The organism is Epilithonimonas bovis DSM 19482 (genome assembly GCF_900108115.1).
In the GTDB taxonomy this organism is placed as follows: domain Bacteria; phylum Bacteroidota; class Bacteroidia; order Flavobacteriales; family Weeksellaceae; genus Epilithonimonas; species Epilithonimonas bovis.
Window position 1 is genome coordinate 23,182 of record NZ_FTPU01000017.1, and the last position, 13,705, is coordinate 36,886.

Here is a 13,705-nt window from a genome sequence, read left to right on the forward strand (position 1 = left end):
AAAAAATATGCTCAATTATAAAACAGAAGGAAAAGGCCAAGAAAACCTGGTATTGCTGCACGGTTTTATGGAGAATTTGTCCATTTGGGACGATATGATACCTTATTTATCAGATCAGTTTACAATAATAAAAATCGATTTGCCGGGTTTTGGTGAATCAAAAGCCGTCGCCGAAATTCAAACGATGGAGTTGATGGCAGAAGAAGTAAAAAAAGTGACCGATAAGCTTGGGTTACAGCAATTTCATCTTTTGGGGCATTCGATGGGTGGTTACATTGCTTTGGCTTTTGCGGAAAAATACCCTGACCTGCTGAAATCTTTTACCTTGTTTTTCTCGACTTATATTGCGGATGATGAGGCTAAAAAGGAGATCCGCCGAAAAGGTCTCAGAATTATCAAAGAGAATTTGCGTGGTTTTGTAAATGCCGGGGTTCCCAATCTTTTTAACCCTAATGAACTGGATGTCCTTGAATCCAAAATAACGCTGGCAAAAGAGATCGCCTACACATCTTCCGTAGAAGGTGTTTTGGCATCGCAAAAAGGTATGATCGAGCGCCCGGACAGAACCCAGGTTATAAAAGATTTTGAAGGCCGTATTCTGGTGTTGGCCGGTAAACATGATTCAGCGGTCAATGCCCACCAGACACTTGCCAATCTTCCGGATCAAACCAATATCAAATCCTATCTCCTGGATTGCGGGCATAACGGGCATTGGGAAAAACCGGCTGTTTGTGCAGCGATTATCAATACCGAGCTTCTACATCATTTGCCAAAAAATCTGATACTCTGATGCATTGGTTTTTGGATCAGCCCAAAAAACCGAAGATCGGGATTGCCTTATCGGGCGGAGGTATGCGTGGCGTAGCACATATTGCCGTACTCCGGGCATTAGAGGAATATGGATTAAAACCGGATGTCATCTCGGGAACCAGTGCCGGTGCCATTGTTGGTGCATTTTATGCCGCTGGTAAATCTACCGATGAGCTGGCAGAGCTGGTAAAAAACGAAACCTTTTTTTCCAGATCTTCCATCAGGTTTTCAACGCGGGGTATTTTTAATCCTTTGTTTTTGCGCAATATTTTTAAGAAATATTTTTCGGAGGATGATTTCAGGATTATGAAGATGCCGTTGTATGTTGCCGCATCCGAACTTACACAGGGCAAGATAGAATATTTTTCCGAAGGCGCCCTTTTTGATGCGCTTATGGCTTCGGCTAGTGTACCATTTATTTTCCCTCCGGTTATTTTGGATGGCAAATTCTATGTTGATGGTGGTGTGCTCAATAATTTGCCCATAGAACCAATCAGAGGGCAGTGCGACATTCTCATCGGTTCACACGTCAACGCTATGAAGCCGGAATCAATATCAGATCTAAGCACGACAAAAGAGCTGGACCGTATTTTCCATCTGGCAATTTCCAATTCTGTCTATACCAAAGAACAAAATTGCAATATCTTTCTCAATCCGCCTGAGATGCTCAAGTACAGCCTGCTCCGCAAAGAGTCTCTGGATGTGATGCTGGAGGAGGTTTACAACTATACTTGTCAACAGTTGGATGCGCATCAGTTTAAAAAAATAGCGAGGTGAAAATTTTTCGACCTCGCTTTATTTTTGAAGTATTCTGACTTCATTTATTATTTTTGGAGCAATTCCCGCTGTCCGCTGTATCTTTTGTTTTTCGCTCGGTTGGCTCCGCTTCGCTCCGCCACCTCACTCAAAACAAAAGGATGCCGCTTCCATCGGGGCTAGGGGATTGGTCTTCAATAGAAATTTTTAGGACGATACTACATTATGCCAATGTTACTACTAACTGTTATAAAAAAGATACCGCTCCTCCGGAGCGGCACGTATTAATTCTATTGGTTTTCTATAAGGATATTGCTCCTATGGAGCATTTTAATATATTGCAATTTATATTATTGTCTCTTTAGAAATCTTCCTGTTCTATATGTTCTTTAAAATCGGAAATAGTCTCTTCGATTGTTTTGTAATATTTACCTCCGGAGGCATTGATGTGGCCGCCACCATTGAAGTATTTTCTTGCAAACTGATTAGTATCCACAGATTCTTTGGAACGGAATGATATTTTTACAAAATCTTCATAAAGATCTTCCATAAAAAACGCTGCCATTTTGGTTCCTGCCAGGCTAAGGCCGTAGTTAACGAAACCTTCTGTGTCACCTTTATCAAATCCGTATTCCTTCAGCTCAGAGCGTTTTAGCCATAAGATTGCCACTTTGCCATCCTTCGTTAATTCGATCCGGCCGAGTACCAGGGAAAGAAGATGAAGGCGGGAAAGTGTATTGGTGTCCCAGGTGTTAGAAGTAATAATGGCAGGGTCGGCACCTTTCTCTATGAGATCTGCGACAATCCTGTGGGTAGTGGCACTTGTTGACCGAAAACGGAAGCCTCCTGTATCTGTCATGATTCCTGTGTAGAGACATTCTGCAGCCTCTTTGCTTACCAGTTTCTCATCGTGGTTTTCCTGGATAAAGTGGTAAACCATCTGGCATGTTGCGGGCACTGTTGTGTCAGAATAGATATAGTCAAACTTTTCCGGCATCTGGTGGTGGTCTATCAGTATTTTTTTTGCTCTGGATTTGCTCACCCAATCCCCGAGAATACCAATTCTGGATGGTGCATTAAAGTCGAGGCAAAAAATAACATCGGCATTGTAAATGGCTTCACCTGCAAGTTTTCTTTTATATTCACCGATGACGATTTTTTTAGCTTCCGGCATCCATTTTAGGAATTTTGGAAAATCATTGGGTGTTATCACTGTGGCGTCCAGTCCTTTTGCTTTCAGGTAATGTTTCAGGCCCAGAGAGGATCCAATTGCATCGCCGTCAGGATTGTAGTGTGTAACGATGACAATGTTGTTTTCCGGTTTTAAGAGGTTGTTGATTTCTGAGATTTCTTTGGCTGTAAACATTGGGATTTTTTGAAAATTGAAGATTTCAAAGATATGGAATTAGTTAGAATTTTAAAGAACAAAAAGAACCCTTTCAGCGTTTCAAACTCTGAAAGGGTTTCCAATAGACGTTATTCCAATCGCATTATTTTTTGATAATCTTTTGACTAGACTGATTGTTGATCTTCAGGTAATAGATCCCCGGAGCCAGATTTTTGATATTGATTTGGGTTTTGGGAGTTTGGATGTTTTTAATTTGTTTTACTACCTTTCCGGAACTGTCTATCAATTCCAAATCAGAATGAGGTGTAAGATTTTCTATTGTCAAAATATCAGAAACAGGATTGGGATAGAGTTTGTAATTTGATTTTTCAGCTTCGGAAACTGCCATTACAGAGTCGTAGAAAGTTGCAATGTTGCCTTCATTATTAGTCAGCGTGAGTTTTTTTCCATCATTAGAGATGTCATAAGTAAAGCAGCAGCCAACTGTATCGCTCTGTGAAAAAACCCTCAAAAACTTAAGAAAAAACAACTCTCCATACTGGTTCATTTGTTGATTTTCCCCTGGTCCATTGGCTAACATGGCCCAACCAATATGTTCCAGATGAAATTGGTTCTCAGGATCCATTATAATTTTTGTCTTCCCGGCAAGATAATAATAAGAAGCTTCTGCGTAAACACTGTTATTTTCATTTTTGAAATCAATATAACCGACATTGGGGAATGGATTTTCTTTTAGTGTCCCGTCGAGGTATAAAGAAGACAAATACCAGGTCTTTAACAATACATTATTCTGAGAAAATGCTAAAAATGAGGTGAAGAACAGACTAAGAAGTAAAAGTTTTTTCATAGTTATTATTTTTGTTTCTCAAATTTAATCAAAATATTAATGTAAATAATTGATTGATTTGTAATTAGTGTATTTTTAGATAGTCGCCGGAAAAATCCATAACTTTGCAGACTATTAATTTTTTATCATTGATCCGGATTTATATATCTGAATCAACCATTAACATCTATCATCAATGCACAAAGCAGGATTCGTCAATATCGTCGGAAAACCCAATGCCGGAAAATCAACACTTCTCAATCAGCTGATGGGAGAGAAGCTGGCTATTGTTACCCAAAAAGCACAAACCACACGCCACCGTATTTTCGGTATTTATAATGAAGAGGATTTGCAGATCGTTTTTTCTGACACGCCAGGCGTGCTGGATCCTAAGTATAATCTTCAGGAGAAGATGATGGATTTTGTAAAAGATTCACTTCAGGATGCTGATGTGTTCCTCTTTATTGTAGATGTTACAGACAAAGAGCAACCATCAGAATTTTTGATTGATAAACTTAATAAAATCCCTGTTCCGGTGCTGTTGCTGCTTAATAAAGTAGATCAGACCAATCAGGAAGGCCTGGAGCAGCTGGTGGCAGAATGGCATGAGCGTATCCCGAAAGCCGAGATTCTTCCTATCTCTGCACTTAATGCCTTCAATACAGATATTATCCTTCCAAAACTGAAATTGCTTTTACCGGAAAATCCTGCCTATTATGATAAGGATATGTACACAGACAGACCGGAAAGGTTCTTTGTAAACGAGGCGATCCGCGAAAAAATACTCCTCAATTACGAGAAAGAAATCCCTTATTCTGTAGAAGTGGTGACCGAGATGTTCAAAGAAAAAGAAGGTATTATTTTTATCGATTCTATTATCTATGTAGAGCGTGATACCCAAAAAGGGATCGTTATTGGGCACAAAGGCGAAGCAATCAAAAAAGTAGGTACAGAAGCCCGTCTTGATCTTGAGAAATTCTTCGGCAAAAAGATCCATCTCAACCTTTTTGTAAAAGTAAAAAAAGACTGGCGCAAGAATGACCGTGATCTCAAAAATTTTGGTTACCGTTAAAAATCCTTTATTATAAAGGATTTTTTTGTAGTTTTGATAGAAATTTGATTCCCGGTTATGAGAAATTTTAATTCTTCGAGACCACATCCTGCGTTACAGGATTTTATGATATTGGCCGTCCGTCTTTTTGTAGGTTTTTCTATGCTTACACACGGTATCCCAAAAGTTCAGCAGCTTATAGGTACAGATAAAATTGAATTTGTAAACTTTTTGGGAATAGGTTCACCTTTGTCTCTCATGCTGGCCGTTTTCGCCGAGTGCATCTGCTCTGTTCTTGTCATTTTTGGGCTTGTGACACGGTTGGCTGTTATCCCGCTCATCATTACTATGCTGATCGCATGTTTTGTGGTGCACGCTGCAGACCCTTATGCTCTTAAAGAAGCCAGTTTGCTTTATTTTTTCCTGTATTTTGTAATACTAATATTAGGATCCGGCCGATTTTCTCTCGATCAGCTTTTTTCAAGGAAAGAAGTGGTTTATTAATCAAACCATTGGCCCACGTAATCCCGGATAATGACCCAAAAATTTTTCCCTAAAAAATAGATTAGGGTAGAGGTGATGATACCTTTTACTGTAAAAAAAATAATTCCGCCAATCCCAAAACGTTTTACCCAAAGTTTCCATTTCGGTAGTTTTTTTTCGGTGTCGTTATTTTGCTCCATTTTTATTTTTTTGTAAAACTAAGGAAAATTTAACAATTTAGATTCATTCAAAATTAAGTCTTATTGCTGTTCAGTAATTTTGGGCGTGCCCCTTTGTTTTCCTCTCGCTAAATCCCTCTCCAAAGGAGAGAGACTCACCCACGCAAAAACAATCGGGTCGGTCTGCGGGCAGTCGCTGTGGTTTTGCCCGGCAATCCCTTGCCCAAAACCACGAGCTCCAACAATGCCCTTCGCCCTCACGCTTCGCGATTCAGCTTATTTAAAATAATTTTCCATACAGCTTTGCTAACGATTGTTAGTTTTTCATTTTGTTGGTCAAAATATATTTTTATCTTTAGAGATATTAAAACGAAAATTATTATGACCTTTATTTCCATAGCAGAAAACCTTGCAAGGCTTGGGATAGCATCTACCAATAACGGATCTTCCACCGGGCAGGATTTTTTTGCTTCAGGCATTGATATTACCAGTTATTCACCTGCCGATGCCAGCCAGATTGCCAGCGTTAAAACTTCTGCTCATCATGATTATGACCATGTGTTGGCAAAAGCTCAGGAAGCTTTTATAGAATTCCGGCAGATACCTGCGCCTAAAAGAGGTGATATGGTGCGCCAGTTTGGGAACAAACTGAGGTATCATAAACAAGATTTGGGTCATCTTGTTTCTTATGAGATGGGAAAATCTTTGCAGGAAGGCCTTGGCGAGGTTCAGGAGATGATAGATATCTGTGATTTTGCTGTAGGCTTATCCAGGCAGCTGCATGGTTTTACAATGCATTCCGAGAGACCCGGACACAGGATGTATGAGCAATACCACCCATTGGGAATTGTAGGTGTGATTTCCGCATTTAACTTTCCGGTGGCAGTCTGGAGCTGGAATGCTGCGCTCGCATGGATATGTGGTAATGTTGTCATCTGGAAACCTTCAGAAAAAACACCACTTTGCGCCTTGGCCTGCCAAAATATTTTTGCAGAAGTTGCCAAAGAAAATGACCTTCCCGAAGGTATTTCAAACCTTTTGATTGCTGATCATGAGATTGGCGACAGACTGGTAAAGGATAAAAAAGTAGCATTGGTCTCCTTTACCGGTTCCACAAGAGTGGGCAGAATAGTCGGAAGAAATGTCGCAGAACGATTTGGGAAGTCTATCCTGGAACTGGGCGGTAACAATGCTATTATCATTACCGAAAATGCAGATCTTAATATGAGCATTATAGGTGCGGTTTTTGGCGCCGTGGGAACGGCAGGGCAGAGGTGTACATCTACCAGAAGGCTGATTATTCAGGAATCGGTTTATAATGAGGTCAGGGATCGTCTTGTCAAAGCCTATGGCCAGCTTAAGATCGGAAATCCGCTCGACGAAACCAACCATGTTGGGCCCCTGATTGACAAAAATGCCGTCCAGCAATACCTCGATTCTATTGAGAAATGTAAGCAGGAAGGTGGCCGGTTTATAGTAGAAGGAGGCATTTTAGAAGGTGAGCAATATGCTTCCGGTTGTTATGTGAAACCTTGCATTGCAGAAGTTGAGAACCATTATGAGATCGTTCAGCACGAGACCTTTGCTCCCATTCTTTACCTTATCAAATATAAAACTTTGGACGAAGCGATCGCTTTACAAAACGATGTTCCGCAAGGTTTGAGCTCTGCAATTATGACGCAAAACCTGAGAGAAGCGGAGTTGTTCCTGTCGCAGGCTGGTTCCGATTGTGGTATTGCCAACGTGAATATTGGGACCTCAGGTGCTGAAATTGGAGGCGCATTTGGAGGCGAAAAAGAGACCGGCGGCGGCCGCGAATCAGGCTCTGATGCCTGGAAATATTATATGAGGCGACAGACCAATACCATCAATTATACCACCAGTTTGCCATTGGCACAGGGGATCAAGTTTGATCTTTAGCATAATTGAGCTATCCACTTAGCTGATCGGCAAAAAGCTTTTACACCACTAATCTTTAATAATAAAATATGACCGAAACAACCGAAAATAAAGTGAAAGAAACATTAGGTAAGCATATTCTTGCTGATGGTTTTGATTTCGTAATGGATTATGAGCAGTCACAAGGTTCTTATATTGTGGACAAACTTACCGGGAAAAAATACCTCGATATGTTCTCTATGTTTGCGTCAGCATCTGTGGGCTACAATCATCCTTATATTTTGGAAAGAGCATCATGGCTGGGTAAAATGGCTGTTTACAAACCAACGCTCAGTGATGTCTATCTTCAGGAATATGCCGACTTTATGGAGGTATTTGCCCGTGTTGTGATACCAGAGGAATTACCGTATTGTTTTTTTATAGAAGGTGGCGCATTGGCAGTAGAAAATGCATTAAAAACCGCATTTGACTGGAAAACCAGAAAAAACTGGCAAAAAGATATCGAGAAAGAAGCCGGAATTGCTATCCATTTTAGGCAGGCCTTCCATGGCAGGAGCGGTTACACTTTGTCTTTAACCAATACTGCTGATCCAAGGAAATATCAATATTTTCCAAAATTTGACTGGCCCAGAATTAACAATCCAAAACTCATTTTCCCACTCACCGAAGACAGTCTGGAGGAAACAATCCGGCAGGAGCAGTTAGCTTTGGTTCAGATTCAGGAGGCTATTTTATCTCATCCCGATGAGGTGGCCTGTATTATTATAGAACCTATCCAGGCAGAGGGTGGCGATAATCATTTCCGGCCAGAGTTTTTTGCTTCCTTGCGCGACATATGTGATGATAACGAGGTTCTTTTGATCCTGGATGAGATCCAGACTGGTATTGGCATGACCGGGAAAATGTGGGCTTACGAACATACGGGCATTATTCCGGATCTTATCAGTTTTGGCAAAAAATCGCAGGTCTGCGGCATCCTTGCCAATAAAGAAAAAATGGATCAGGTAGAGCATCACGTTTTCAAAGAAAGCTCAAGAATCAATTCTACATTTGGTGGTAATTTGATCGATATGCTTAGGTTCCAGCTTGTATTGGAAATTATAGAAAGCGAAAATTTGGTAGAAAATGCTGCTATAACAGGCGAATTTTTATTGAACGGGCTTCAAAAGCTGGAGCAGCAATTTCCCGAAGATATTTCTGCCGCCCGTGGGAAAGGGCTAATGTGCGCATTTGATCTCAAGGATCATGAGACGCGGGACAGGCTGAAGAATAAGCTTTTTCAGGAAGGCATCATCATTTTGCCATGTGGCGAGAAGTCACTCAGGTTCAGGCCACACCTTAATGTAACAAAAGAAGAGATACAGATTGTTTTAGATAAAATTAATGGTGTTTTTAATAAATTAATATAAAGAAATTTTGATATTGATATTTTTTTCATAAATTGCTATGCTTAAACAAAATCAAAAAATCAGAATTTTATGGAGACTACAACAAGAGTCGCTGTTTATGAAAGCAGCAACCCCCAGGAAATCCAGCTTATGAAGTCTAAACTGGAAGATGCAGGAATCAAATGTGATGTTGAGAATTCTTACCTTAGCTTTTTGTCAACGCCTACTGCAACCAATACCTTTATTAAAGTGGATATCAGAGATGAGAAAAAATCTTTTGATATTATCGATGAGTACTTAAAATCAAATCAAAATTGATTCATATTTTTAAATTTTACGTTTTACAGAAGTCGGGTTCAATTTATTGAACCCGGTTTTTTTTAGAATTATTAATGAAAATGATAGGATATGAAAATATTTCCTTGTAGGATGATAATTTTTTCTTTATTATTGCAGTGTGAATGGGGGATTAGCTCATTTGGCTAGAGCGCTTGCCTGGCAGGCAAGAGGTGACCGGTTCGAATCCGGTATTCTCCACTATTTTTGACCATCAATTTTTTTTGATGGTTTTGAGTTTATAACCTAAAAAGTTTCAGCTTATAGACAAATATTTATTATCTAAAACTTGGTAAGATGAAAAATTCTGTACTGGTCATTCTAGCTTCAATAATATTAGTCTCCTGCGGTACTTCCCATACAGCAAAAAAATATACCTACAAGAGACCGGCAGCTTCTTATAAGCCGGCTAATTCAAAAAAATTAAATTCATCTTATACCGGCAACCTTTCCGGCAAAAGAAAATCTGTTGTTAACGGTGCCGAAAATTATTTGGGTACACCTTACAAATATGCGGGTAATACACCTTCGGGATTTGACTGTTCCGGTTTGGTCTGCAAAGTTTTTGGTGAAAACCAGCTGAGCCTGCCAAGACGGTCACAAGATCAGGCAAAGTATGGTCAGCCAATAGAGATAGGTCTTGTAAAACCTGGTGACCTGTTATTTTTTGCGACCTCTGGCTCATCTATTTCCCATGTTGGAATTGTGCACAATATCCTCAACGGCGGCGAAGTTACTTTTATTCATTCTTCTACATCAAAAGGTGTAATCATCTCATCGCTTAATGAGGCTTACTGGAATAAGGCTTTTCTTTTTGCCAGGACTGTGCTATAAAATTTGGGAATAATGTATAGACTTTGGGCGGTATTTTTGATTGGTTACATACTATTTTCCTTTCTGCTAATATCGTATGCCGGAGTCTATGGGTGGGATGACGGCGCCATTACACTGGCTTACGGCAAAACCATAGCAACTGCAGGTAAATATGCCTTAACAGCCAGTAGCGAAATTGCAGAAGGATCTTCCAGCAATTTTCTGGTATTGCTCACTGCTGTTTTTTATAAGATTTTTTCTCCCGATTTTTCTCAGATAATCAACTTTTCACAGTACAATGCGTTATTTTTTACAATAATAACTTTGCTGATGCTGTTTCTTTTTTTGAGAAAGGACCAAAATTACAGTGCTTTTGTTTCCTTGTTTGTAGCTTTTTTTGTCGGCTTACTTCCAATGTACTTTATAGAGGTTTGCAACGGGATGGAAATGACTATGCTTTCTGCTTTTTTGCTGATATTTTTATGGTTTTATAAGAAGAGGAGTGTCTGGGTTTTCCCGGTCATCATTGTGCTTTTGTTAATTAGGTTTGAATCTGTTTTCTATTTGGGCGTGGCACTTTTTGGGCAAATTGTATTCAATAAACAGGAACGGATATATGCGGTAAAATTATTGACTTTCACAGTAGTTTCTTTCTTGCTATACACGGCTGCACGATATTCTTATTTCGATGACTGGCTACCCAATACCATTGTCGCAAAGATGAATCCACCGTATTCTGAGGCGTCTTTTGAGAAAGCTCTTATGTCTAAGCTGGATGGCGGTCTTAATTTTATTAAATCTTATTTTTTTGCATTGATATTAATAGCGATCATCACGGCTTCAGACTTAAAAAAATATGCCGGTGATATCAAATTATGGTTAATATTTGTTTTTTTTATATTTACTCTGGTTTCCGGATCAGAATGGGGCTATCGCGGCAGAATGACATTTGCGGTTTATCCTGTGATGATTATTTTTTTGACGGAGAACATTGATAATAATCAATTGTTTTTTAAAAATATTTTGCCTCACCGAAAGTACGTTATGATTTTTTTGGTGATTCTTTTGACCTTGTTTACCAATAACGGTTTATACAAAAAATTATATAGCACTTTGGTTCACGGTGGTTATTGCCAACAGAAATATTTGCCTAATAGTGTGGCCGCCAGTTTTATAAGAGGAATGCCTAATCCTTGCGAAAGTGGTGTAACGCCGGACAATATAAGAATTACCGGAAAGGCAGTAGATTCTTTAAAGAATACACTGAGGCTGAATGTGGTTAAACTGGTGACCCCGGATGTGGGAGGTGTAGGATTAGCTTTTGATAAAATAGATGTTATTGATTCTGGGTTGCTTACCAATAAAACTTTAGCGCACAAGGGCTATTCTTACTTTGATAACTATATCAGACAACGCGATCCGGATATTATCAATACCCACGACGTCTGGACTAAGGTTTCCCATATTTTTTCTTCGGATTATTTCAAAAGTCAGTTTTTACCTGTGATTTTTGATAATAATCTGTTGTGGCTAAATAAAAAATATGTCAATAATATCACCACCAATACCAATTTGAACTACAGATATCTTTTGCCAAACGAAATCAATCCGGATGTCCGTTTTTTTGATCAGGCAGAAAGTTCTTATTATCCTCCGGTTCTTGATATCAGTTTAAAACAAAAATGATTTTTAACAAAGCTTTTCTTTTTGCCGGAACTGTGCTTTAGATTTATTATTTTTGTCCGATTCAATATAATTAAAAAGTAAAATATACAATGTCTTTACAGGAAAAAATAGAAAAAGCTTGGGATAACCGCGAACTTTTAAAAGAAACCGAATATCAGGATGCCGTAAGAGAAGTCGTTGCAAAACTGGACGCTGGAGAACTGAGAACAGCCGAACCTACAGTTGACGGCTGGCAGATCAACGAATGGGTAAAAAAAGGCGTGGTAATGTATTTCCCGATCCAGACGATGGAAACGATAGAAGTTGGCCCGTTTGAGTTTCATGATAAAATTCCTTTGAAGAAAAACTATGCTGAGAAAGGCGTAAGAGTTGTGCCTCATGCGATCGCAAGGCATGGCAGCTTTGTGGCAAGCGGCGTTATTATGATGCCTTCGTATGTGAATATTGGCGCTTATGTAGATTCCGGGACCATGGTAGATACCTGGGCAACGGTGGGTAGCTGTGCTCAGATTGGTAAAAACGTTCACCTTAGCGGTGGTGTTGGGATTGGTGGTGTATTGGAACCATTGCAGGCTGCTCCGGTTATTATTGAAGATGATGCATTCATCGGTTCACGTTGTATTGTTGTAGAAGGTGTCCGTGTAGGTAAAGAAGCTGTTTTGGGTGCTAATGTTTGCCTCACCATGTCTACTAAGATTATTGATGTGACTGGTAATGAACCTGTTGAGATGAAAGGTTATGTGCCTGAGCGTTCTGTAGTGATCCCGGGAAGTTATACGAAAAAATTCCCTGCAGGTGAGTTTCAGGTGCCATGCGCTTTGATTATTGGCAAAAGAAAAGAATCGACAGATAAGAAGACTTCTCTTAATGATGCTTTGAGAGAGAATAATGTAGCTGTCTAAGATTTGGAAACAAACAGACCATTGAAAAACAGGTTTCTAAAAATTATTTCTGATTACAGAATCGTATTTGCCGTTTATATTATTATAACGGCATTTTCTGCTTTTAGTAAGTGGAAGAGAGGTACTGGCGGATATAATAATTATCTTATTTTCAAAGGTGTATTCCAGAATACAGTTAAGCAGAAAAATATTTTTCTGCAATATCCCGACATGTTTTTTGACAGCAATCATTACGGCGTATTTTTCAGTGTGCTGATAGCACCGTTTGCCATAATGCCAGATTGGCTGGGCGCGGTTTTATGGAATGTGGCCAATGCCGCTGTATTTCTTTTTGCAGTATACAAATTACCGTTCTCCAGCAGGAAAAAAGCTTTTTTTGCGTGGCTCTGCCTTCAGGAATTTATTACTGCAGCACTGTATTTTCAGTTTAATATTGCCTTGACAGGGCTTTTGATGCTCTCTGCGGTATACATCTACGAGAGAAAAGAGACCCAATCGGCCATTGCCATTCTTATTGGTACTTTCGTTAAAATCTATGGGATTGTTGGTTTGTCAGCATTTTTCTTTATCAGAAATAAATGGAAATTTATCCTTTCTATGATTGGTTTTTCGGTATTGTTTTTTGTGCTTCCGATGTTGATTTCCAGCCCGCACTTTGTGATTAATTCTTATGCAGACTGGTATTATTCCCTTTCTGAGAAAAATTTATCTAATCAGGTATTAGGTAACCGTCAGGATTATTCATTGATGGGCGTTATACGCAGGATTTTGGGGCGAGCCGATATTTCAAATCTTGTTTTTATGGTCCCGGGATTTATAATCTTTATGTTACCTTATCTCAGAACCAAACAGTATAAAAACTGGGCTTTCCAGCTAATGATTCTGGCTTCTACACTGCTGTTTGTTGTCCTTTTCAGTTCAGGTTCCGAGAGCCCGACTTACATTATTGCGATGGCTGGTGTGGTGCTTTGGTTCCTTTTGCAAAAAAAATATACAAAATGGGATATTGGATTGCTTATTTTTGTAATGATTTTTACCTGTTTTGCATTTTCTGATCTGTTTCCAAAATGGATCAAGGAAGAAGTTTTTATAAAATATTCTACCAAGGCAATACCTTGCATCATAGTTTGGTTCCGGGTAATATACGAGTTGCTTACGAAAGATTTTGAAAAAGATTATCAACTGGATTAATTGATTAACCACAATCCCTCACTTTAATAATTGTATT

General features: G+C 39.3%; 15 protein-coding genes and 1 tRNA gene. 12 read left to right on the forward strand and 4 right to left on the reverse strand.

The features are described from left to right. Positions 1-7 precede the first annotated feature (7 nt). Both B0B05_RS08795 and B0B05_RS08800 read left to right on the forward strand, forming a co-directional pair. Positions 8-790, forward strand: a complete 783-nt coding sequence (locus B0B05_RS08795) for an alpha/beta fold hydrolase (RefSeq protein ID WP_076783288.1) — start codon at positions 8-10, stop codon at positions 788-790. Beyond that, positions 790-1,587 (forward strand): patatin-like phospholipase family protein, encoded by a 798-nt coding sequence (locus tag B0B05_RS08800; RefSeq protein ID WP_076783289.1) that lies wholly within the window; start codon positions 790-792, stop codon positions 1,585-1,587. Before B0B05_RS08795 ends, B0B05_RS08800 begins: the two co-directional genes overlap by 1 nt. A gap of 340 nt (positions 1,588-1,927) precedes the next feature. On the opposite strand, the gene B0B05_RS08810 is transcribed toward B0B05_RS08800, so the two are convergent. After that, the gene (locus B0B05_RS08810; protein ID WP_076783291.1) at positions 1,928-2,932 is read right to left on the reverse strand and encodes a DHH family phosphoesterase; all 1,005 of its coding nucleotides are present in this window, start codon (positions 2,930-2,932) and stop codon (positions 1,928-1,930) included. A gap of 124 nt (positions 2,933-3,056) precedes the next feature. After that, positions 3,057-3,761, reverse strand: a complete 705-nt coding sequence (locus B0B05_RS08815) for a T9SS type A sorting domain-containing protein (RefSeq protein ID WP_076783292.1) — start codon at positions 3,759-3,761, stop codon at positions 3,057-3,059. A gap of 175 nt (positions 3,762-3,936) precedes the next feature. Here B0B05_RS08815 and era point away from each other — a divergent pair, with 175 nt between their 5' ends. Together era and B0B05_RS08825 are read left to right on the forward strand one after the other, a co-directional pair. Further along, positions 3,937-4,812 (forward strand): GTPase Era, encoded by an 876-nt coding sequence (era, locus tag B0B05_RS08820; protein WP_076783293.1) that lies wholly within the window; start codon positions 3,937-3,939, stop codon positions 4,810-4,812. Positions 4,813-4,869: 57 nt separating this feature from the next. Next, a complete protein-coding gene (locus B0B05_RS08825; RefSeq protein ID WP_076783294.1) occupies positions 4,870-5,295 on the forward strand; it encodes a DoxX family protein in 426 nt (141 codons plus the stop codon). Here the strand turns inward: B0B05_RS08825 and B0B05_RS08830 are convergent. Both B0B05_RS08830 and B0B05_RS08835 read right to left on the reverse strand, forming a co-directional pair. After that, complete coding sequence (locus B0B05_RS08830; RefSeq protein ID WP_076783295.1) at positions 5,292-5,474, reverse strand: hypothetical protein; 183 nt, start codon at positions 5,472-5,474, stop codon at positions 5,292-5,294. The two genes, B0B05_RS08825 and B0B05_RS08830, sit on opposite strands and share 4 nt — an antisense overlap. A 60-nt stretch (positions 5,475-5,534) precedes the next feature. Beyond that, a complete protein-coding gene (locus B0B05_RS08835) occupies positions 5,535-5,714 on the reverse strand; it encodes a hypothetical protein (protein WP_076783296.1) in 180 nt (59 codons plus the stop codon). A 120-nt stretch (positions 5,715-5,834) separates the two neighbouring features. Here B0B05_RS08835 and amaB point away from each other — a divergent pair, with 120 nt between their 5' ends. The 8 genes from amaB (at position 5,835) to B0B05_RS08875 (ending at position 13,668) form a co-directional block, all read left to right on the forward strand. Next, on the forward strand, positions 5,835-7,373 hold the full coding sequence (amaB, locus tag B0B05_RS08840; RefSeq protein ID WP_076783297.1) for an L-piperidine-6-carboxylate dehydrogenase: 1,539 nt from the start codon (positions 5,835-5,837) through the stop codon (positions 7,371-7,373). Positions 7,374-7,441: 68 nt separating this feature from the next. Beyond that, complete coding sequence (lat, locus tag B0B05_RS08845; protein WP_076783298.1) at positions 7,442-8,761, forward strand: L-lysine 6-transaminase; 1,320 nt, start codon at positions 7,442-7,444, stop codon at positions 8,759-8,761. Positions 8,762-8,830: 69 nt separating this feature from the next. After that, on the forward strand, positions 8,831-9,058 hold the full coding sequence (locus tag B0B05_RS08850) for a putative signal transducing protein (protein ID WP_076783299.1): 228 nt from the start codon (positions 8,831-8,833) through the stop codon (positions 9,056-9,058). Positions 9,059-9,203: 145 nt separating this feature from the next. Then, positions 9,204-9,277 (forward strand) — tRNA-Ala (locus B0B05_RS08855). Between the two features lie 96 nt (positions 9,278-9,373). Beyond that, complete coding sequence (locus B0B05_RS08860) at positions 9,374-9,910, forward strand: C40 family peptidase (protein WP_076783300.1); 537 nt, start codon at positions 9,374-9,376, stop codon at positions 9,908-9,910. A gap of 12 nt (positions 9,911-9,922) precedes the next feature. Then, positions 9,923-11,575: a hypothetical protein gene (locus tag B0B05_RS08865; protein ID WP_076783301.1), complete on the forward strand. Its 1,653-nt coding sequence runs from the start codon at positions 9,923-9,925 to the stop codon at positions 11,573-11,575. 89 nt (positions 11,576-11,664) lie between these two features. Then, complete coding sequence (locus tag B0B05_RS08870; RefSeq protein ID WP_076783302.1) at positions 11,665-12,477, forward strand: 2,3,4,5-tetrahydropyridine-2,6-dicarboxylate N-succinyltransferase; 813 nt, start codon at positions 11,665-11,667, stop codon at positions 12,475-12,477. A gap of 21 nt (positions 12,478-12,498) precedes the next feature. After that, positions 12,499-13,668, forward strand: a complete 1,170-nt coding sequence (locus B0B05_RS08875) for a glycosyltransferase family 87 protein (RefSeq protein WP_076783328.1) — start codon at positions 12,499-12,501, stop codon at positions 13,666-13,668. The last annotated feature ends 37 nt before the right edge of the window (positions 13,669-13,705 follow it).

Coding starts and splice junctions, on each gene's coding strand:
- B0B05_RS08815 (WP_076783292.1), bottom strand. CDS start 3,761: ATGAAAAAACTTTTACTTCTTAGTCTGTTCTTCACCTCATTTTTAGCA.
- B0B05_RS08860 (WP_076783300.1), top strand. CDS start 9,374: ATGAAAAATTCTGTACTGGTCATTCTAGCTTCAATAATATTAGTCTCC.
- B0B05_RS08800 (WP_076783289.1), top strand. CDS start 790: ATGCATTGGTTTTTGGATCAGCCCAAAAAACCGAAGATCGGGATTGCC.
- era (WP_076783293.1), top strand. CDS start 3,937: ATGCACAAAGCAGGATTCGTCAATATCGTCGGAAAACCCAATGCCGGA.
- amaB (WP_076783297.1), top strand. CDS start 5,835: ATGACCTTTATTTCCATAGCAGAAAACCTTGCAAGGCTTGGGATAGCA.
- B0B05_RS08795 (WP_076783288.1), top strand. CDS start 8: ATGCTCAATTATAAAACAGAAGGAAAAGGCCAAGAAAACCTGGTATTG.
- B0B05_RS08830 (WP_076783295.1), bottom strand. CDS start 5,474: ATGGAGCAAAATAACGACACCGAAAAAAAACTACCGAAATGGAAACTT.
- B0B05_RS08825 (WP_076783294.1), top strand. CDS start 4,870: ATGAGAAATTTTAATTCTTCGAGACCACATCCTGCGTTACAGGATTTT.
- B0B05_RS08865 (WP_076783301.1), top strand. CDS start 9,923: ATGTATAGACTTTGGGCGGTATTTTTGATTGGTTACATACTATTTTCC.
- B0B05_RS08850 (WP_076783299.1), top strand. CDS start 8,831: ATGGAGACTACAACAAGAGTCGCTGTTTATGAAAGCAGCAACCCCCAG.
- B0B05_RS08810 (WP_076783291.1), bottom strand. CDS start 2,932: ATGTTTACAGCCAAAGAAATCTCAGAAATCAACAACCTCTTAAAACCG.
- lat (WP_076783298.1), top strand. CDS start 7,442: ATGACCGAAACAACCGAAAATAAAGTGAAAGAAACATTAGGTAAGCAT.
- B0B05_RS08870 (WP_076783302.1), top strand. CDS start 11,665: ATGTCTTTACAGGAAAAAATAGAAAAAGCTTGGGATAACCGCGAACTT.